The 20,634-nt window shown below is 63.3% G+C and carries 13 protein-coding genes; 5 read left to right on the forward strand and 8 right to left on the reverse strand.

Features of this window, described 5'->3' with window-relative positions; translation table 11 throughout:
• The first annotated feature begins 100 nt into the window (after nt 1-100).
• Together VN461_18555 and VN461_18560 are read left to right on the forward strand one after the other, a co-directional pair.
• Complete coding sequence (locus VN461_18555; protein HXB56771.1) at nt 101-3,871, forward strand: RHS repeat-associated core domain-containing protein; 3,771 nt, start codon at nt 101-103, stop codon at nt 3,869-3,871.
• Between the two features lie 651 nt (nt 3,872-4,522).
• On the forward strand, nt 4,523-5,446 hold the full coding sequence (locus VN461_18560) for a tyrosine-type recombinase/integrase (protein HXB56772.1): 924 nt from the start codon (nt 4,523-4,525) through the stop codon (nt 5,444-5,446).
• Between the two features lie 284 nt (nt 5,447-5,730).
• Here VN461_18560 and VN461_18565 read toward each other — a convergent pair whose 3' ends face one another.
• The 8 genes from VN461_18565 to VN461_18600 all read right to left on the reverse strand — a co-directional run bounded on the left by VN461_18565 (nt 5,731) and on the right by VN461_18600 (nt 17,296).
• Nucleotides 5,731-6,591 (reverse strand): ATP-dependent Clp protease proteolytic subunit, encoded by an 861-nt coding sequence (locus VN461_18565; GenBank protein HXB56773.1) that lies wholly within the window; start codon nt 6,589-6,591, stop codon nt 5,731-5,733.
• 499 nt (nt 6,592-7,090) lie between these two features.
• Complete coding sequence (locus tag VN461_18570; GenBank protein HXB56774.1) at nt 7,091-8,287, reverse strand: IS91 family transposase; 1,197 nt, start codon at nt 8,285-8,287, stop codon at nt 7,091-7,093.
• Complete coding sequence (locus VN461_18575; protein ID HXB56775.1) at nt 8,288-9,154, reverse strand: tyrosine-type recombinase/integrase; 867 nt, start codon at nt 9,152-9,154, stop codon at nt 8,288-8,290. It lies immediately after the preceding gene.
• A gap of 503 nt (nt 9,155-9,657) precedes the next feature.
• The gene (locus tag VN461_18580) at nt 9,658-10,137 is read right to left on the reverse strand and encodes a nuclear transport factor 2 family protein (protein ID HXB56776.1); all 480 of its coding nucleotides are present in this window, start codon (nt 10,135-10,137) and stop codon (nt 9,658-9,660) included.
• 310 nt (nt 10,138-10,447) lie between these two features.
• Complete coding sequence (locus tag VN461_18585) at nt 10,448-11,077, reverse strand: TetR/AcrR family transcriptional regulator (GenBank protein ID HXB56777.1); 630 nt, start codon at nt 11,075-11,077, stop codon at nt 10,448-10,450.
• A 144-nt stretch (nt 11,078-11,221) separates the two neighbouring features.
• A complete protein-coding gene (locus VN461_18590) occupies nt 11,222-13,450 on the reverse strand; it encodes a VWA domain-containing protein (GenBank protein ID HXB56778.1) in 2,229 nt (742 codons plus the stop codon).
• A gap of 112 nt (nt 13,451-13,562) precedes the next feature.
• On the reverse strand, nt 13,563-15,566 hold the full coding sequence (locus tag VN461_18595; GenBank protein HXB56779.1) for a hypothetical protein: 2,004 nt from the start codon (nt 15,564-15,566) through the stop codon (nt 13,563-13,565).
• A gap of 683 nt (nt 15,567-16,249) precedes the next feature.
• Nucleotides 16,250-17,296: a LysR family transcriptional regulator gene (locus VN461_18600; protein HXB56780.1), complete on the reverse strand. Its 1,047-nt coding sequence runs from the start codon at nt 17,294-17,296 to the stop codon at nt 16,250-16,252.
• Between the two features lie 2 nt (nt 17,297-17,298).
• On the opposite strand from VN461_18600, the gene VN461_18605 reads away from it, so the two are divergent.
• Genes VN461_18605 through VN461_18615 form a run of 3 tightly spaced genes read left to right on the forward strand, consistent with a single transcriptional unit; the run spans nt 17,299 to nt 20,625 of the window.
• On the forward strand, nt 17,299-17,934 hold the full coding sequence (locus VN461_18605; GenBank protein ID HXB56781.1) for a hypothetical protein: 636 nt from the start codon (nt 17,299-17,301) through the stop codon (nt 17,932-17,934).
• A 14-nt stretch (nt 17,935-17,948) separates the two neighbouring features.
• Nucleotides 17,949-18,413 carry a (2Fe-2S)-binding protein gene (locus tag VN461_18610; protein ID HXB56782.1) on the forward strand — a complete coding sequence of 155 codons (465 nt, stop codon included), beginning with the start codon at nt 17,949-17,951 and terminating at the stop codon, nt 18,411-18,413.
• 10 nt (nt 18,414-18,423) lie between these two features.
• Nucleotides 18,424-20,625 carry a xanthine dehydrogenase family protein molybdopterin-binding subunit gene (locus VN461_18615; protein HXB56783.1) on the forward strand — a complete coding sequence of 734 codons (2,202 nt, stop codon included), beginning with the start codon at nt 18,424-18,426 and terminating at the stop codon, nt 20,623-20,625.
• Nucleotides 20,626-20,634 lie beyond the last annotated feature (9 nt).

Genomic DNA, 20,634 nt, shown 5'->3' on the forward strand with positions numbered 1-20,634 from the left:
AGGGGGCGGCGGTAGCTTCGTGGCAGATGGTTGCGTTCTCGGCACAACGCAGGTCGGCACTCCCAGGATGCTCTCGGCAACTTCGGACCAGCCTGGCAAGATGAATGATCGGGATCGCTTCCGCAACTCGGACCCCTCGCATGATCCGGCGGGGGCCGGGGTGGGCGGAAGCTCCAACCTCGACCTCAGCAATATCGTGCCCAAGGGTCAGGGGACGGGCGGAAAGATCGTGGTCTATTGGACGGGAGCTCCAATGGACCCGACAGCGGACGATCCGTCTGCCCGGCCCGATTGCGATGACTGCAACCAGAGCGCAGGTCAGCCGATCGAGGTCACCACGGGCAACGTCTACTTTGACCAGGTCGACGCAATTGTCCCCGGTTTTGGCCCGGGGCTCCGCTTTGCGCGAAGCTACAACAGTATCAATGCTTCCACCGGCGGCATCTTCGGCCCTGGCTGGACCTACTCGTACGAGAAGGCGTTGCGATTCCCATCCTCAACCAAACTAAAGCTTAGTGAGGGCAGCGGCGTGCCGCGCTTCTACCAAGACCAGACGGGCAGCGGGACTTTTGTCGGCACCAATCCCACGACGCAAGAAGACTGGTTTGTGCTCACGTCGGGTTCCTACATTCGGCATTTTCGCCGGGGAGGTCAAGAAGCCTACGACGCCAATGGCCGCTTGAACAAGATCACCTCGGTCACTGGCGCCGTCCTCCTCTTGGGGTATGACACGTCGAACAGGCTGATCAGTATCGGAAACGCACCTGACAGTAACTCTCCGATCACTCGGTCCCTCACCCTAACGTACGCCGGCAATCAAGCCCAGAGCCTGATCGGGCCGGACGGAAGCACTGCGATAGCCACGTACTCCTACAACGGAGCGTTCCTTCAGCAGGTGACATATGGGGACGGGAGCGGATCCTCGTACACCTACGATCAGACAACGGGCGGGTTAGCGACAGTTGCGGACCTAACTGGGACCGTCCTTGAGACCCATACCTATGATCGAGCGACTGGGAAGGGCCTGACATCTGAGATCTCCAATGGCCAGAAGAGATACACGTTCTCGTACAGCGCCAACCAGACCACAGTGACGGACGCGATTGGAAACGTGACAACCTACCAATGGGGGAGTTTCGGAGGAGTCAACCACACGACGAGCATTACGGGCGCCTATTCATTCGGGGGCGGCTCGCAGAGCTGGAGCTACGACACCCAAGGGAACGTAACGACGTACACGGACGCGAATGGAAAAATCACTCAATCCACCTACGATCCCGTCACGAACGACTTGCTGACCGTGACCGATCCGTTGCTGAATGTAACGCGCTACACGTACTGGCCCGACGGTCGGGTACACACCATCACTGCCGCAGACAATGGCGTAATCACCTACCTGTATGACCAAACAGGAGGCCCAAGCTCGATCACCGATCCCTTGAATCGTCCCCCGACAGTCTTTTCCTACTACTCGAACGGGAAGCTGCACACCATCCAGGACTCGCGCGGCAAGACGACCACCATGACCTATTACCCAACCGGCGACCTCCAGAGCGTGATGGACCCCTTGCAGCACACGACCACCTTTGGTTACGACGCGATGGGCCGGCGAACAACGGTCACGGATGCGATGACGCCAAGCAACACGACCACTACAACCTACTGGCCCCAGGGCCAAGTCAAGCAGATCAAGTATCCGGATCAAACCCACACTGACTACACCTATGACCTGGGTGGTCGTCTGAAGACCGTCAGTGACCCCCTCCAACACGTAACGACGATTGGCTACGATGCATACGGGCGCCGCCAAACGGTTACCGACCCCAACAGCCCCGCCGGCGTTACGACGTACGCTTATGACAACATGTCAAACCTAACGACAATCACCGATGCACGAGGCAAGGGCACGACCTTCGGATACAGCGATGGTTTCAACCGACTCAACTCCATCACGTATCCTGGACAAGCAGCGATCGAGACGCTTACGTACGATGCCGTAGGGAGGCTCAAGACGCGAACGGATCGAAAGGGTGTGACCACGACGTACACCTACTATCCCACGGGATGGCTTCAACAGAAGTCTTACTCGGACGCGACGCCCTCAGTCAGTTACACGTATGACCCTGTTGGGAGGATGGCGACGGCGACAAACAGCACCGACTCTCTGACGTGGAGCTACGATCTCGCCGGGCAGCGTCTGTCTGAGGCGAGTTCGCTAAACAGCTCGACAGTCGGCTACCTATTCGACAATGACGGCAACCGGACGACACTTGAGTTGAACGGGACGCCCTACCTGACTTATGGGTATGACGACGCCTCGCGACTAACCACGATCACGGTGGGCTCGAACAACTTCACGTTCGGGTACGACAACGACAACCGCCGCACTTCGCTCCTCTACCCGAACCAGTTGACTACGCTCTACTCCTACGACACCCTCTCGCGCCTCACGCTGGTCCACACAACCAACTCGGTGTCGGATCTTACTTCCGCTGGCTACGCTTATGACAACGCTGGGAACAGGACTAGCAAGAGCATCCCGAGTTATTCGGAAACCTATGGCTATGACGCCCTCAACCGCCTCACTCAAGTCAACCGTGGGACGCCCATGACGGAGCAGTATACCTATGACGCAGTGGGGAATCGCGCGACGTCGCTAAACACCACTGGCAATTGGGTGTACGACGATCGGAACGAGTTGAAGTCCAACAGCAACGACGCGTTTACCTACGATCCCAACGGCAATCTCATCCAGAAGGTGGAAGGGTCCGACACCTGGACCTATCAGTGGGATGCGGAGAACCAGCTCCAGTCTGTGTCGAAGAATGCTTCGGCTGTGGCGAGCTACGCCTACGACCCGATAGGAAGACGGGTGAGGTACGTTACCGGAACGAACACGATCGCCTACGGGTATGATGGGCAGAACATTCTGACGAAGGCCGGTAGTTGGTTCGTCCAAGGACCTGGGATCGACGAACCACTCGCCATCGAAGGCACACCACAGGGCGCCTTCTACTACCATTCCGACGGTCTCGGCAGTGTGGTTCTGACTACGGACCCGAACGCAGTGGCGGCCGGGAGCTACCAGTACGACGCCTTCGGCAATATTCAGGTGGGCGCGACCATTGGAGGCTATGCCTTTACAGGACGGGAGTGGGAGTCTGAGACGGGCCTCTTCTACTACAGAGCCAGATACTACGACCCGAAGGTGGGAAGATTCATCTCCGAAGACCCGATCCAGGCTGGGAGCTACGGCTACGCTGGTAACAACCCTGTTGTCTTCGGCGACCCCAGCGGCCTGTATCTGGAACTGACGGGCGCTGGCTGGCAGAAGTCGCTTGGGTTTCTGCAACAACTCGTTGGTCCTGAGGCTGCCGGTCTCCTCCGGACGCGAGCTATTGGCGATGATCGACACCAGGTCTACTGCGGGGGTGATCTTTCGGCTGGCGGGCCGCTTGGTGGTCTGCTGTCCGCCATTATCAGGAGCAACAAGCTGCTGGAGATCACACTGGCCGACCCGTCCACAATGATCAGCACCCTCAGCGGGAGCATGTCAGTCGCGTCGCTTGGTGGGGCCGGAACCGTGGGAGCAGAGGAGAGCCTGGTAGGAATCACGCAGATCTTCATCTCGGAAGACGCGGGCGCGATCACATCCGCGCTGATGACCAGTGTTCTCTATCGCTCGGCCAGCAGCGACAGCAATCCTCTGACGTACACGACAGCTGGTGTCCTGGCCCACGAACTTGGTCACGCCTTCCTGAACATGCTCGGTGCACCGACGAACTCCGCCGAGAACAACGCCGGAGCGCTATACTGGGACCGGATGTGGCAGGCCTCGGCCGGCAACTCGAACTACCGCGTTCGGCACTGAAGAACCGCCTGTGACCCAGCTGGTGTCTAAGCCTATGGGGGTTTCCGTGGGACCGCTCGGCCGCGTGTCAGGAGAGCTGCTGATCCTTCTCGTCGCACTTCCAGCGCTGCTGTCACCCCTCATCGTCTTGCCGCTTCCAGAGGAGACTTCCCCGGCGCTCATTGCAGCCCTAAAAATGCTTCTCCCCATGTGTGGGTATCCGCGAACGTGGGCGCTTGCGGCCAGTGCTGCAGCAGCCCTTTGGGCGTGGCGTGGTCCCGCGGCATGGTGGAGAAAGGCCCTCGGAGCGGGCATCGCGGCCCTCGCGTGGATTCCCGCGACATACACGGCAAGCACGATGGCAGCCCTCGTACGTTTCTGATCATAGCTCTAGAACACCACCGAACGATGCTGCTCAGGGAGGACTCCTTGCCACGATTGGCTCGCGGGAGTTCTAGGGGCATAGGTCTCGGTAGTTCGAAGCAGCGACCCGCCGGCCAGTCTGCCTCCCACTATAACTTTACTTATCGCGTCAGTTCGGGTTAGACTCACGCGATAACCGAAGGCAAGGCGGCTCTCGGAGAAGGCCACAACTCACGTGATAACCAGTCTCGACCTGGCTGAGGTCGTTAATAACAGCCATAAGAATAAGGATAGTCGGCGGACCTTCCGATGATGGAGCCGGGTGCTTTCGCTACCGATGCCGAATGGGAGCGGCATGAACGTTTCCTGACGACATTGCGCGAACGCGGACGCCGCGACCGCACCGCGGATGCCTATGACTCCGACTGGCGCGCCCTTGCGCGCTGGTACGTGGGTTCGACAGGCCAGAGTTTCGACGTCGCGAATCTCACACCCATGGACGGAGCCGACTACCAGAACTTTCTGATCCGGAGCGCCAAACCCGCCACGGCTGCTCGGAGACTTCTGTTTCTGCGGACCTACGTCACCGAGGCCTTTCGCCGCAAGGAGGTCTCCCGAGACCTCCACGAGCACATCCAGAAGCTGCGGGCACCCAAGCCTCAGCCGGCTGCGCCCCGCAGCCTGACTGCCCAAGAGGCGAGGGCCGCCTTGCGCAAGGTCGAACGAGAGGGCAGCCTCCGGGACAAGGCAATCCTCTTCGCGTTCCTCCTTACCGGCGTCCGGGTCGGGGAGCTATCCGGCCTCGAGGTTCGTGACCTAGAGCTGACGGAGCGGCGGGGGGCGTTCCACATACGGCCGGAGATTGCGAAGGGCGGTCGGGAGCGCGAAGTGCCGCTCCCCAAGACGGCCCGCGACTACCTCAGGGAGTATCTGGCAGAACGAGAGGATACTGACGCCGCCCTGTTTGTGGGCCAGCGCGGGCGGATGACCCCGGCTGGGATCCGCGACGTGGTCGTTCACTTTGCCGGCGTACCTCCCCACCGGCTGCGGCATACCTATGCCTACGAGTTCCTTCGCGACAACAACAACGACCTCGTCGCCCTCGCCGACATCCTCGGGCACGCCTCCCTCAACACCACCCGCGGATACACACGCCGCCGGAAGGAGGACCTCGAGGAGGCCGCCGAGCGCGTCCACTATGCTCGGGACCCGAAGCGCGGGCCGTCGCGCTAAGGGTGCCATCGTGTCACAAGGCTACTGGTCGGGTTTGCGCGAGCCCTTTGGGGGTCGGACCCCAATTTCTCCTCGGACGGGCCCTCGGGCCCGCGATTCAGGTTCTGATAGCCGGCAATATCGCGCGTCAGTCGAGCGTCTAGGGCTGTCCGGTCGAAACGGGGGCTAGATCAGTGGGCGAGATCAGTACGGTTCTTCCCCAGTCTCGGAAGCGAACGGTCCGTCGGGAAACCACTTCGGTAGGAAGATATCGACCAGCAGCAAGACTAAAGGCCGACACCTGCTCAGGTTATTGCTCGGCCGGTGGGGCCCGCCTTGGAGGGGGGCTCCAGATGGCGTGGCCCGGGGAGGTACTGGACCGTTTCCTGGCGTCTGACTGGCTGCGAAAAAAGCCGCATGAGCTCAAGTATGTCCTTGGGCATGTCGGAGGTAACCCGCAGCCCGAGCTCTCTGGCCTCCGTGAATGTTATGGGGTGGTCATGCGTCCATCGACCCTCGGAGAGCAGCCCGGCGAGTTCTTCCGCCTTCTCCGGCGGGGAGGTATCGCCTAGCAACTCCTTGACGCTGTCCCGAACCTGGACGACGGCCTTCCTGGCTTGATCAGCGAGGATTAGAGTCTCGTCGTCGATGTCCGCGATCGGTTTTTCGGCGACCACCTTAAGGAGAGAGGCTGCTGGATATTTCCCGAGCTGTGGATCCACGGGTCCGAGCACCGCATGCTCGCTCATCACGATCTCGCGGGCCGATAGTGCGATCAGGGTGCCTCCCGACATCGCGTAGTGCGGCACGAAGACTGTGACCTTGCCCGGATGACTCTTGATCGCTCGTGCGATCTGCAGCGAAGCCAGTACCAGCCCCCCGGGCGTGTGCAGCACGAGATCCACCGGCACCTGCGGGTCGGTGAGACTGATCGCCCGGACGACCTCCTCCCAATCGTGCAGATCGATGTAACGCATCAAGGGGAACCCGAGGAGCCGCATGGTCTCCTGGCGATGAACCAGGAGGATCACGCGCGAGCCCCGCCGCTTCTCGATACTCGCCATAAGCCGCTGCCGAGAGGCCTCGAGGGCGCGTTGTTTGAGCCACGGCTGTACCGCGGAGAAGACGAAGAAAGCCCAGAAAAGGTCGGAGATGCTGAAAGCCATGGTCGTGTCCTCTTGCCAGCCGGGGATCGTACTTCATCGGGGGCCCACCTGCTCATGATTGATGGTCAGGCTCCCGCCCCCAGTGTCCCCTTTTCGGTCTGGCCCCCCCCGGGGGCCGGAGCCCGTCTCCCCGCCCCGGAGGGGCCCGGCGGAGGCGAGTCAGGTGACGACAACCCAAAGGAGTCCTTCGCCTGGCGCGAACGCGAGGACCGTCGCTCCCGAGGTGCCTTCTTGCGCTTGGCGAAGGACCGCGGTTAACGGAGCCGCGGGACGTTGAAATGGGGTTTCGATTGGGAAGTTTTGGGCTGGTGCGGTCGGGAAGACGAGGCCAGCGTGCTTGAACGGTAGGAGGTGGCCGTTGTGCCGCTTGGTCGGTGCTGCTCGATGGGCCAGGGCGGTAGTCGATAGACCTCGATCGTGGGCGCGTGCGGGCCAAGGCAGACGACGGCCCTTCGCGGGCCAAGCGCGTTAGAAGAGCGATGGCGGTTCGTGGGGCGCCTCACGGGGCCCTTGCCCCAGCCACGGCGATGGGTCGGAGCTGATGTGAAGGGACCCATTCGTAGAGTCGCTGCATCCGGACTTGGCCGCAGGCTGGACACCGGGTGGGATCCTTGCCGAACAGGCGCAGACAAGCGGCGGCACGGTCCTCCTTGTCGATATGCCGCCGGACGGGTGGCGCGACGTCGCCGCCGGGAACGAGCTCACGGCAATGCGCGAGTGCGGTCTCGCGCACGCGGTTGGATAGCAGGCCGTAGTGACGGATCCGTACGAAGTGTGCCGGCAGGACATGGAGCACGAAACGGCGGGCGAACTCTGGTCCAGACAGCCGCAGGATCTTCTGGCGGTTGCCGTGCGCGCGGTCGCGCCAACGGAAAGCGACCTCCTTGCCGTCGTAGTCGAGGATGCGGGAGTTGGAGAGGGCGATCTTGCGCGTGTAACGCGACACGTAACGGACGACCTGCTGGGGGCCGGCTAGCGGAGGCTTCGCGTAGACCACCCAGCGCTGACAGGCCGCGCGTTCAAGGAGATGACGCCCGAGGGGGGGAGCGATTCCAAAGGCGTTTTGGTCGTGGGCCGCTTCGAGCTTGCTGAGCAGTTTTCCCCGGAAGACCTTGCGCAGCACACCGTAGGGGACGAAGAATCCCGGACGGCAGGCGATCCATCGCGTGCCATCCTCGGATAGGCCGCCACCGGGGACGATGCAGTGGACGTGCGGGTGATAGAGCAGCTTCTGAGTCCAGGTGTGGAGCAGCGCCGTGAAGCCGATCCTGGCCTGCAACCGGCGGCGGGCAACCGCGAGCAGCGTCTCAGCGACCGCCTCAAAGAGCAGGTCCAGGGCGAGGGCGGGGGCCCGACGGAAGAAGGGGTGGAGGGTCGGGGGGACGGTCAAGACGGCGTGGTAGTAAGGGACCGGGAGCAGCGAGGCTTCCTGGGCCTCGGCCCACAGGGCCTGCTCCAAGCTGCCACAGCGAGGGCAGTGGCGGTCGCGGCAGGAGTGATAGGCGAGGCGGGCGTGGCCACACTGTTGGCACTCCTCGAGATGGGCACCGAGTTGTCCGGTCCGGCAGGCGACGAGGTGGCGGACGACACGTGCCTGTTGGCGACCAAGGCTCAGAGACCCCGCGTGATCGCGCAGGATCTCACCAACCCCTGGCTTACGATCGCCGCCTTCCCCGCCCCCGTGGGGGCAGCCCACCTACTCGCCGTCGGGCTTCTTGTCCTTGCCCAGCCCATCGAGCGGGCTGGGGGTGTCGTGGATGTAGGTCTTGGCGAGGTGGGTGTAGATCTGAGTCGTGGCGAGGCTGCGGTGACCGAGAAGGGCCTGAATGTTGCGGATGTTGGTGCCGCGCTCGAGGAGGTGTGTGGCGAAAGCGTGCCGTAGGGATCGCAACGACACGCGCTTGCGGATCCCGGCCTTTCGCCTGGCGCGCGCGAAGGCCAACCGCACCGACGTTTGCGTCAACTGCCGACCCGGGACCGCTCCCTCGAACAGGAACTCCTTTGGTCGGTAAGTGCGCCAGCAAGCGCGTAGCTGCTCGAGCAAGCGCTCCGGAAGCATGACGTAGCGGTCCCTCCGCCCCTTGCCCTGCTCGACCCGGATCACCCTGCGCGTCGAGTCGATATGGGTCGCGCGGAGGGCGAGGATCTCCGACAAGCGCAGGCCACACCCGTAGCCGGTCATGAAGATCGCACGGTACTTGGTGTTAGAAACCTCGAAGAGAGCGGCCACCTCCTCTGGGGCGAGCACCTGGGGTAGCGTGCGGCCACACTTCTGGAAGGGGATGCGGGTGTAGTCCCAGTCACGGTGACCGAGGTAGTCGCGGTAGAAGAAACGCAAAGCGCAGGTGTAGAGGTTGAAGGAGGACCAGCTCAGCTCGCGCGACGCGAGGTGGCGCTGATACTCCACCAGACGTTCGGGCACCACCTGGTCAAGCGGGACGTCACCGAGGTAGTGGTCGAACCGGCGCAGGGCCCCGAGGTACAGCTCGCGAGTCCTGGGGGTGTGTCCACGGGCAGCCAGGGTCAGTTCGAATAGCGGGGCGTGGCGGGCAAAGTCGCACATGGCTTCCTCCTGGGTCGCATACCAGGACGCGACCCAAAGGAAGCTTCGGCTACGAAAGCGCCTTTAGCACGTGACCTAAGACTCGGCTCACATCCGCCGCGAAGCGGCTCCGTTCAACCGACATTGTCGCAAGCCAGCGTTCGATCTTGCCAAGGCGGCTCTGAACCTGACCTGCCGGCACCCTTCTTTTAGCTGAACCTCCCCACACGTTCCGAGCGTTCTAGGAGTGGCGATCTTCCCGAGGAGGCCGTGTGACACCTGCAGCGATTTCTCCCCAACCACACTCCTCCACCGGCTGACCGCCCCTTTGAGCTTGGTAACCCCCAACTCGCAAATAGCGCACGATCGGATCCCCTTGCGAGCAGAGAAGGACACCACTGCTGTCGAGCAGCAACCTTCTAGACTCCCCGGGAGGGAGTCTAGGGTTCCTACCAGAACACGCCGCCCGCTGTGGAATTCTACGAATTACCTGTAGTGCGGCAATGGCACAGATAGGATCGGTGTCACTTCTTCCCGTCCACTGCGGACGGAAAACTGGATTGCTCACCGAAGTAACACTCGATGGCCTCCACCTTGTCGTCGGTAACTCGAAGGTATTCCACGTTCCGGAAGGACTTACTGTTCTTGGTGTGACAAAGGTACTTCACGAACGCCTCATTGCCGTTTCCGACCACCCGCTCCAGGTCAAATCGCTTGATAAAGTCGATCTGCGTCTCCCAGCAGCGCGTCTTGAAAACGCTCTTACTGATGTGATCGTCGCCGGCCGCGCTCGTAAAAGTAAAATTGTCGGCCAGCAGGGCATCCACGGGACCCCAATCCTTCTTCTCCCACGCCGCATACCACCTTCGGATGACTTCTTCTTTCCTCGTACCCAGCCCGCTCAATTCACGCGCGCCTGCTGCTACCGGGGAAACCACCGCTCCAGCCAGTGCGCAGGCCCCCGCTTCTAGTAGATTCCGGCGCGACACTTCGATCCTTGTCATAGTCCACTCTCCTTTATGTTGCCGCCCTAACGGCACTCGTAGAAACGCAACCAAACTCAGGGTGTTATCAACAGGCAGCCAAGACCCACCTATCGCGCTGGAGGGGAGTACGAGATTTCTAGGAGCTCTGTCTTTCCAATCCCCCGGTGCGCGTGGAGGATGGCGTCTTTCGAATAGGGTGGACCATCGCTTGGATTCGACGCTTCTGCATGAGTCATCATCATGGTGATTGTTCCGCCGAGATTGCTGTTCGCAGAATCGAAACGCCTCTCGACAGCGGCCGTTATGGTTGATATAGGTGAAGACTTCATCATTTCTCCGCTCGATTCGTGCTACCGGGTTGACTGAATAGAGCGCCCAGGTAGCGGCGCAAGTGCTCAAGGCTCTCCCGCACGACCTCGGGACCCTGCTTGGCCTTGGCCAAGATGAATGAGCCCTGCAGCACGGCCAGAATGAAATATCCAACGCTTTCCGCGCTCCAATCCGCCTTGGGCGCGTAGCGTTGCTTGGCGGCTTCGATGTCGCGGCTCAGCTGAGCGTGGTGGGAAGACAGGCCCTGGGCACAAGCTGCGCGAATGTCCGGGTGGGTCGCGTAGGTTTCTTGAACCAAAGTGCCGAGCAGGCACGTGTAGTCGGGCAGGTCCCCGTTCAGCATCGCTGCTCGGAAGTCCACGTAACCGAGGAGGCGGTCCAGCGGGTCTACGAGTTTGCGGTACGGTGCAGCGGCGAAAAAGGCCTCCGTCGTCGCTTCCCAATATGAGGCAGCGGCGAGTGCCAGCTCGTCCTTGCTCTTGAAGTGATAGAAGAAGCTCCCCTTGGTGATCCCGGCTGCGTGGCAGATGTTCTCGACCGTTGTCGCCGCGTAGCCCTTGGCCCGGATGGCATGGAGGGCCGCCTCGAGAAGCCTGGTCTTCGATTGGTGCTGGGGCTCCGTGGCCATCGGGCCTCCTCAATACCGCCTAGTCGGTACCATACCGATTAGACGGTATATTGTCAAAGGAGAAAAAGGGATTGGCCAGGTTCCTCAGGTGACAGCCGCGCGACAGCGCGACATCTGGCCTTAGCCGCCGCCCCCCGCCACCGCTCAGCGAACGATTTCGAAGTCGATAGTCTGAAGGGCTTCTTGTTTCTTGGGTGGTGCCAGAGCGTCGATCACAGTTACCTGCAAGACATAGTGACCCTCAGGCATTTCAGTCGGAAGGAGCAAAGTGCTCCCCGTGAAAACAGCCTTCATGTCGTTCGCGTTAGCGACCTCCAGCCGACGTGGCTCCCCCGTCACGACCACGCGACCATCATGCAGCAGTCGCATCTGAGTCGTGACGTCGACGCCGCGGCCATCGTGGGTCACCTGCGCGTTGTAGATCACTAAACCGTACGAGAGGGGTTGGCCTCGGGAGAAGACACGGGAGGCTTGGATCGCCGCGCCTCGTTCCGTATCCAGAACCTCAGCACGCGCGGGCTCGCCCGGGGCGAGGCCGTCGCCCGAGGGCGCGTCGCTCATGAGAATGCCCGACAGCGACAAGCGATTGCGTCTCAGATCCGGTACCTCAACGAACTGATACGCCGAACCCACGCGACCCGAGGCCGTGTCGCGAAAGGCAACCCGCAGCTGGTATGCGCCGGGCTTCTTCACGGGCATGTCGACTGTGTAGTTGATGCCGCGCTCCAGAGCCCTTTCGAGGGCGTCTTGCGAGAGCCGTATCTTCCCGTCTCGGCCGAGTTGTTCGATGACTCGACCTTCGTCATCGAAGGTAGCGCCCAGAGCCTCCACCTGTGCTACGAGGAACCCCTGGTCCTGAGCGAAGCTCAGATTGCTCGCGTCAACACGGAGGAAGGAGTGAAGCAGCGGGCCCCGCACCGCGTCCTGGAAGAAGAGTGTGCTCAGGTGCAAACCGACGTCGCGGGAATCAAAGGGAGACACGAGCGCGTTCAGCAGCGTCGCCGCCTCTCGCTCACGCGCAAGCTGTGGATCGTCTTCGGGGATGCCGTAGTACCCGCTGCGTGACCGCACGGCCAGGCCCTTTCGTTTCACCTTGAGCCTGATCCTGTGGAACCTTGCTTTTCCCTTCTCGGGTCGGAAGGCGAGGGCCGGGGGGACGTATCCGATCAAATAGTAGCCTCTCTGGTCTTCAAGGACTGTTCTCAGCTGTCGTGAGATGTCGTTCTGGTCGTGAAGGAAGAGACCGCCGGTTGACTCCGCGAAAGCCGAGAGGCCGTCTTGGCCGTCAAGGCGGCCCGCCAGGCCGCGCGCATTCAGCATTCCCTTGAAGTCAGAGATTGACGTATCGGCCATGCCACCAGGGCTGATCGTATTGTCGGTTGCGGTGAGCTGGCCCGTCGTTAGCCCCCGCGTATCCACGGCGTAGACGACGACCGAACCCTGATTGGCAAGAGTGATGAGCGCCGACACGGCTCTTCCGAACGCGGTGGGGCCATCACCATTCGGGAGGTAGAGCGGCAACCCGTTTGACAACAGCACCAGCGATTTGCGGCCCGGGAGTTCTCGTAAGCCCGTGAGCGCGAAACGGAGGGCCCCGATGGTGCCGCCCGTGAGCAAATCCCTTCGTTCAGGATCTGGGTTGCGAGCTGCCAAACCGCCCGGCGAGCCCCTCCCGCTCGTCGGGGAAGGGAGAACGGGAATCGCTCCCACCGGCTCAAAGGCATCGACATCCGCCAGCGGATTGAATCTCACGCGACCGATCGCGGCGCCGAGGATTCGCTTGTCGCTTGTGAACTGTTGCAGCGCTCCGACTCCCCCTGCCGTGCGAAGGATGGAAACCAGGTCTCCAGGCACCATTTGGCTGTCGACGTAAGTCCTAAGTGCGCGCTGTACGGAAGCCATCGACACGAGGTCGAGACGAAGATCGTCGACGACAAAGACGGTGGTGCGTTGCACCTGCTCTCGTCGGAGCGGTTCCCGTGGACTGACTTCTCCTGGCATCGCGTGGGGCGCAACTTCGCCGACGCCCCGACTCTCGATCGGGATGTACGAGCAGTTCGACACCCGTTGGCGCTTCCCATCCTCAAGAAGCTCGAAATCGTCAGCCCCAAGGTCCGTGACGTAGTGCCCATTCCTGTCCGTGACCACGGCGTCAATCTGAACCAACGAGACTGTTGCTCGAAAGACGGGAGCAGGCTCATCTAGAATCGCGGCTGGCTGCTGAGCGTTGGCAGCCGGACCGAGGACGGCGGCCAATCCAAGGAGCAGGGCACCATGACCCAGCGAAGAGGAGCGGTGCAGCTGTGGAAGACGACCCGACGAGCCACCTCGCCTTTGCTTTCGAAGCGATGCCAATTGGCTTACCGTCATCATTATGCTGGTTGTTGAGAAGCGACCGCATGTGACCGGCTTAGCGACGCCTGCACCGAGTTTTGGGAAGAACCGTAATCCGGGTGGAACCCCTCTCTGATGCGGCGTAGCTAGACTATTTCGCGAGCCGCCGGACCTGCACGCCGCGGAAGCGCAGCGACCAGAGGTTCTCGTCCGGATAGCCCGCAAAGCCAACCACCGCCTCGCGGTCAGCCTTGTCCCAGCCCGCGGGCGGCACGAAGTGGTGCTGGACCTGCTTTCCGTTGACGAAGGCGGCCATGACGCCGTCCTCGACGTGGATCAGGATGTCGTTGGCGTCGTGCACCTCCACCATCGGCGCGACACCCTCTGGTCTCGAGAGGTATTGTGCGAAATACGCCACCGTCCCCTCGCGGGCGTTGCGCTTGACGCGGAAGCTGAACCAGTTGTCCTTCTCCCAGGCCGGATGCCCGAACACGAAACCGCCCTGAAACGCGCCATTCGTGCTCGCCGCCATCTCGACCCTCCCCTTCATCTCGAAGTTCGGCCCCACCCGGGCGTCCGAAACCATGAGCAGCCCGCGGGCGCCCGCCGTCCCGGTGAGGGCGCCGTCCTTCTCGACATGCCAGGTGCCCATAAGCGGACGCCAGCCTTCGAGAGCGTCCGATTGGGGAAGGATGGGTACCCAATCGCCGCGGCCCAGGCGCTGCTCCGTCTCGAGGGCGGCCACCCAGCGGCGGAGCGCGGGCGCGGTGTGGGCTGAGGGGTCCTTCGACAACGCCGCCCGATAGGCCTCGAGGGCGGCCCCGTTCTCGAAAGCCAGCCGCAGCGAATCGCCTCGACGGGCATCTGCCGCGGCGGGCCCGGCCGCGAGCGCGATCCGAGCCACGAACTCATCGCGGGTCTCGCCCTCGAGATGGCCGGCGGCTTCGGACGTGAGCTGGAACCCCGCCGCCTTGAGATGGGCGAGCGCCTCCTGGGGCTTACCCGCGTGGTCGGCGATGGTCGTCCAGAGCGATTCGAAGCGGGCCTTGCAGCATGCCTGCTTCGGTTCCTTGAGGTAGCTCTCGAGCATCTGAACGAGCATGGGATAGGTCTCGGGCCACTCGTAGATCGGGATACCGCCGGCGCCCCCCACTGTGTCTTTCTGGTCATGGTGGATCTTCGTAACCGCGCGCAGCGCGTAGAGCGGCACCTCGGTATCGAAGCGCCCCGTATCGAGAGCTTCGCGTCCGAAAGCCAGCATGGCCTCGTAGCTCCCGCCCCACCGTGGCAAGAGGTGCCGGAGCGCGTCTTCGTACGCGCCGAGGGCGTCGAGTTGGGCCGCGACGGTGCGGTCGAACCAGACCCGAGGGTCCTCGTCCGGAACGGGGTCATCCTCGGCGACCCCCATCATGTAGTAGGGTGCTTCGAGGTGGTCCGGCCGCAGCATCCAGGCTTCGCTGAGATCATGACGAGCCTGGGCGCTAAGGCTCTTAAACCGCGCCAAGGCCTCCGGTTTCACCTCGTTCGCCCACCCGTGGCCGCGGGCCTCCCACGCCTGGCGGTGGCGTACCACGCCCAAGAGGCAGAGCCGGACCCAGGGCTCAACCCAGGTTGCTTTCTGCAACGCCGCCTCCGCCCCTACGCTCGAGCGTGTGAGGAAGTCCGGGCCGGTCCCGTTGTCGAGGAAGGAGAGCAGCACAGGAGAATCGCTGGGCTCGAAGCTCCCATCGACCAGAGACTGCTCAAACCACTCCAGCTCAAGCGGCCGGAGTGTCTCCCGCAGCCCAACGCCCTCTCTCCGCCACTCGTATCGGCCGTAGAGCGCGGAAGCCGCCCACCGAGCCACCGCGCGGGGATAGGGTACCGTCTTCATCCCCTCCACGGCCTGGGCGAAGAAATACTCCGGCTCCGCGGAGTCCCAGGTCCCATCCAAGAGCGCACGGCCGAAGAGGTAGAGCACGAGGGGATCCTTGCCGCCGCGGTCGACGATCGCTCTCCCGGACGCGATGCGCCGGTCCGCGGGCACCGTGCCCTCCCCGCCTACGATCGTGGGGAGCGAGGCCTCGATGAACTGGCGCGCGGCGTCGTCCCATTTCGGATCCCGGAGGCCCACTTTGTCATAGTTCGAGAGCATGTGCTTACGGCCCCACGCCATACGGGCTGCGATTTCGTCCTTCCGGTCGGCCCAAACGGGGGCGTTTCGCGGAATTGGCTTGGCGGGTGCCGGCGTCGGCCCCCTCGCGCCCGGGAACAGCAGCCCCACGAGCCGAGCGTCGCAAGCCACGCCACCAAGCAGGCCAAGAAGGACCGGGATGAAGACGCCCCCACGAGCTCTCATAGGTTCATGCTTCATTCAGACAGCCTCCACGGTACACGACTCCGCGGGTGCTCACCTCTGAGCGAACCTCCCCAACGGCGCCTCCGCGACGGGCCAGCCGTCTGGGGCATGGTACCCGATAGCCTTGCTGTAGGCCTTCCGGGAGTGCTCAGAGGAGACGGTGTCTAGTGCGAGCGCCTTTAGGCGGGTCAGGCCGGGGGGGGTTCTCCCCTTCAGGCCCGCCTTCCGGACATGGAACGAGGTCGGACACTTACCCTTTCCACCCCCTTCCCGGGGCCCCGCGAGGCCACAGCGTCATTAATGACAGCCGTAGCGCAACGACTCAAGTGATGATAACCGCGCGTTAGTCCTCCAGTGGGAGCGTCTAGGCCCGTCCTGGCGAAACGGGGGCTTGATCAGAAGGCTAGATAAATCACCTCGCGGAGTCCGCCGAGGCTCTGATCAAGAGATCGCCCTCGACGACCACTCCTCGCCGGTCGTTTACGTACGCACGGCGCGAGCTACGCGATCGAATCGGCGCCGCTGTTCACGGTACGTGTAGGCGCCCGCGTTTCGACGAGTTGCCGCCGCACGTCCGCCACGAATCTGGCCAGCAGCGGCGACCCATTGTCCTTCCTCGAGATGAGGGATACCGTGATCGGCAGACGCAGGTCGATGACTCTCCGAAGCACGACGTCCTTGGGACAGCGCCAGCGCGTCGCGTCGGTGACGAACGCGACTCCCAGACCGCAGGACACGAGACTCAGCATCGTGGCCTCGTCCACGGCCTCCTGCACGATCCGTGGCTTGGTCAGGCCGCCGCGAGAGCACGCTTGTAGAAGGCGGTCGTAGTTCGCTGGATGCTGCCGCCGTGGAAACCAGACGAAGTCGGTGTCGGCCAGGTCACGCAGCCGGAGATGCTTGAATCTCGACACTGGGTGCCGTTTTGGAGTGGCGAGCACGACCTGATGCGAGCCGACATGAACCTGGTCCATATCCGGATCGGGTCTCGGCACGTGGTAGACGAACCCCGCATCGAACCGGCCCGATCGGACCGCTTCGACCTGGTCCAGCGAGATCAGAGGACTGAGCTGCAGCTCCACCTCCGGGTGCCTTCGGCGGAATTCCCGAAGCGTGTCGGGAACGACGCCGTGCCAGGACGCGCTTTCCGTGAAACCCACCCGCAGCGTCCCAATCAGCCCGCGCGCCGCACGCTCGGCGCGGATCGCCGCGTCGTTCAGTTCTTGGAGAATCCGCCGGCAGTCCTCCAGGAACACCTTCCCGGCCGCACTCAAGCGAACGCCCCGCGGCAGGCGGTTGAAGAGCTGGAATCCGATCTCACGCTCCAGGTCCTGGATCTGACTGGAGAGTGCCGGTTGGGCCACACGCAGCCGTTGTGCGGCGCGTCCGTAGTGCTCGTCTTCTCCGACGGCCACGAAGTAGCGCAGATGCCGTAGTTCCATATCGATAGGCTCCGGATATTGGTTCGATAACAACAGTGTGTTGGACGGGCGGGCAGCAGAAACATGAACCTTAAGGCGTGCGAAGGCAACTCGGAAGGAGATCACTCATGGGCCTCCATACAGCACTGCAGCCAACCTCGCTGGCTCTGGTCACATGCGGGGCATGGGTCGCTTTGGCCTCCCCCGGTTCGTCTCGCGACCACGTTGCCCGGCAATCGGACGCGCCGACATCCGCGGAGGGCGTCGCCGCCTGGCAACAGGTCTACTCCGTGCTGACCTCTCCCCGCTGCATCAACTGTCACACCGCCACGAGCCATCCTCAACAAGGTGACGATCGCCAGCGCCACTTCGCCAACGTGGTACGCGGGCCCGAGGGTAAGGGTGTTCCGGCGCTGCAATGCGTGACCTGTCATCAGGAGTCCAACGCCGACAGCACCGGCGTCCCGGGCGGGCACGGCTGGCACCTGGCGCCGTTGTCCATGAGGTGGCAGGACACGAGCGGGAAGATCCTGTCCAGCACCGAGGTCTGCCGGGCGATCACCGATCGCTCGAAGAACCACGACCTCGATGGACCGGGCATCGTGAAGCACCACGAAGAAGAGGCCCTTGTCAGTTGGGCCTTCCAGCCCGGCCGGCGGATCGACGGCACCGCGCGCACGCTGCCCCCGCTGACGCATGAGCAGTTCGTCGCCGCCACACGCAGATGGGTCGAGGCGGGAGCGCCCTGTCCCGGGAATCGCTGAGTCGGGAGGTCGTCATGGAAACCTACAAGCTCTCCGTTAACGGTCAGCAGAAGGAGGTCACCGTCGATCCCGGTACTCCGCTGCTCTGGGTGTTGCGCGAAGACCTGAAGATGACGGGCACTAAGTACGGTTGCGGGATCGCCGCCTGCGGCGCCTGCACGGTACATCTCGGTGGCATCGCCACGCGCTCCTGCGTGGTGCCGGTCTCTATGGTTGGCGGTCGCCCAATCGTGACCATCGAGGCCATGGCCGAGGATCCGGTGGGGCGCGCCGTGCAGGACGCCTGGGTCGCGCACGACGTCGTCCAGTGCGGCTACTGCCAAAGCGGACAGATCATGAGTGCAGTGACCCTTCTCAAGAGCACGCCCCGACCAAGCGACGTCAACATCGAGGAGTCGATGGGCGGGAATCTCTGCCGCTGCGCGACCTATGTTCGCATTCGCGAGGCGATTAAGACGGCTTCGCACCAGCTGGCGTAGGAGGCATCGCATGAGCGCCGCAACCAATGCCGCCAACGACTTCCTGCTCGGCCGGCGGAGCTTCTGCCGTGTCTCCGCGACGATCGCCGGCGGCCTGATCGTTTCCCTCCATCTCGATCTCCCGGTGCATGCGCAAGAGGCAGGTCAGGCGACGCCCGCACCGACGGTCTACCCGCCGGACGCCTTCGTACAAATCAGGCCCGACGGCAAGGTCCTCGTCAAGGTGAACCGGCTGGAGTTCGGGCAGGGAGTCCAGACGTCCCTTCCCATGATCCTGGCCGACGAGATGGACGCAGACTGGTCGCAGGTGATCGCGGAGCTGGCGCCCGCCGCTGAGGTCTACAAGGACCCAATCTATGGCTTCCAGATGGTGGGAAGCTCCAGCTCCATCAAACATTCGTTCCAACAGTACCGGGAACTGGGCGCCCGGACACGCGCCATGCTCGTGGCTGCTGCCGCCCAGCAGTGGGACGTCTCCCCCCCCCAATGCCGCACGGAAGCCAGCGTCGTGCACGGTCCCGGCGGCCAGTCGGCCAGGTACGCCGAGCTCGCGGAAGCGGCAGCAAAGCAACCGCTGCCCGCTACGGTGTCGCTCAAGAATCCTTCACAGTTCCGTCTCGTCGGTAGAAGGGTCCGGCGCCTCGACAGTCGCTCCAAGTGCGACGGCTCGCTCAAGTTCGGTCTCGACCTCGACCTCCCCGGCATGCAGACGGCCGTCGTCGCGCGGCCGCCGGTCTTCGGGGCGCGCGTCAAGCGCTTCGACGACGAGGGCGCTCGCCGCATTGCCGGCGTCCGGGACGTATTCGAGATCCCGCTCGCCCGAGGCACCGGCGTCGCGGTCGTCGCCGACAGGTTCTGGGCCGCCAAGCAGGCTCGAGACCGCTTGAAGGTCGATTGGGACCTCTCCGCGCTGGAGCGACCTGACAGCGCACTGCTCTGGGCGAAGTACAAGACGCTGGCGAGCATGCCCGGCAAGGTAGCGGCGAGCCGTGGGGACGATAAGAAGATCGAGGCGTTCGCTGCTCCCACCCGGATCGTCGCCGAGTACGAATTCCCTTACCTCGCCCATGCCCCGATGGAGCCGTTGAACACGACCATCCGTTTCGACGGCGACCGCGCGGAAGCGTGGGCCGGGTCGCAGTTCCAGACCGCCGACCAGGCAGCCATTGCCGAAGTCCTGGGTCTCAGGCCCGAGCAGGTCACCTTCCACACCGAGATGGCCGGTGGGGGCTTCGGACGGCGCGCCACTCCCGACAGCCACGTGGCGCGCGAGGCCGCGGCCATCGCCAAGCGCTCTCCTGGCACTCCGGTCAAGCTCGTCTGGACTCGTGAAGACGACGTCCAGGGGGGGTACTACCGCCCGATGCACGTACACCGAGTCGAGATCGGCGTGGGCCCGAACGGAACGCCGCTGGCGTGGCGACACGTGATCGTCGGCCAGTCCATCACCGCGGGCACGCCGTTCGAGGCCATCATCGTCAAGGACGGCGTCGACAGCACGGCTGTCGAAGGGGCGGCCGATACTCAATACGACATCCCCAACTTCCACGTCTCCGCTCACCATCCGACAGTCAACGTGCCCGTGCTCTGGTGGCGTTCGGTCGGGCATGCGCACAGCGCCTTCGTCATGGAGACGCTCGTCGATGAGCTGGCCACACGCGCTCAAGCTGACCCCATCGCCTACCGGCGCAAGCTCCTCAAGCCGGACGCAAAGAAGCTCCGCGCGGCCCTGGATCTCCTGGACCGGAGGAGCGCACGGTGGCGCAGCACGTTGGCGGCGGGGCACGCCGCCGGCATCGCGTGTCATGAATGTTTCGGGACCGCCGTCGCCTGCGCCGTCGATGTCTCCATCGAGAACGAGAGGCCCCGCATCCACCGGGTAACCATCGCCGTCGACCTGGGGCTCGCCGTCAATTCGCTGGGCGTGGAAAGCCAGTTCCAGGCAGGAGTCGCGTTCGGCCTCACGCAGCTCATGGCCAAGGGAGCGATCACACTCAAGGACGGGCGGGTGGAGCAGCGGAACTTCGACGGTTTCACGCCGCCGTATATCGTGGATGCACCGATCGCCGTGGACGTGCACATCGCGCCGAGTAGCGAGGCACCCTCCGGGGGCGGCGAGCCGCCGGTCCCGGTGATCTCACCGGCAGTGGTCAATGCCTTGGCCCGGCTGACCGGGAAACGCTGTAGAAGCCTGCCGCTGGTAACCGTCTGACTCGCGCGA

It is taken from the genome of Vicinamibacteria bacterium (assembly GCA_035570235.1).
Lineage (GTDB): Bacteria > Acidobacteriota > Vicinamibacteria > Fen-336 > Fen-336 > DATMML01.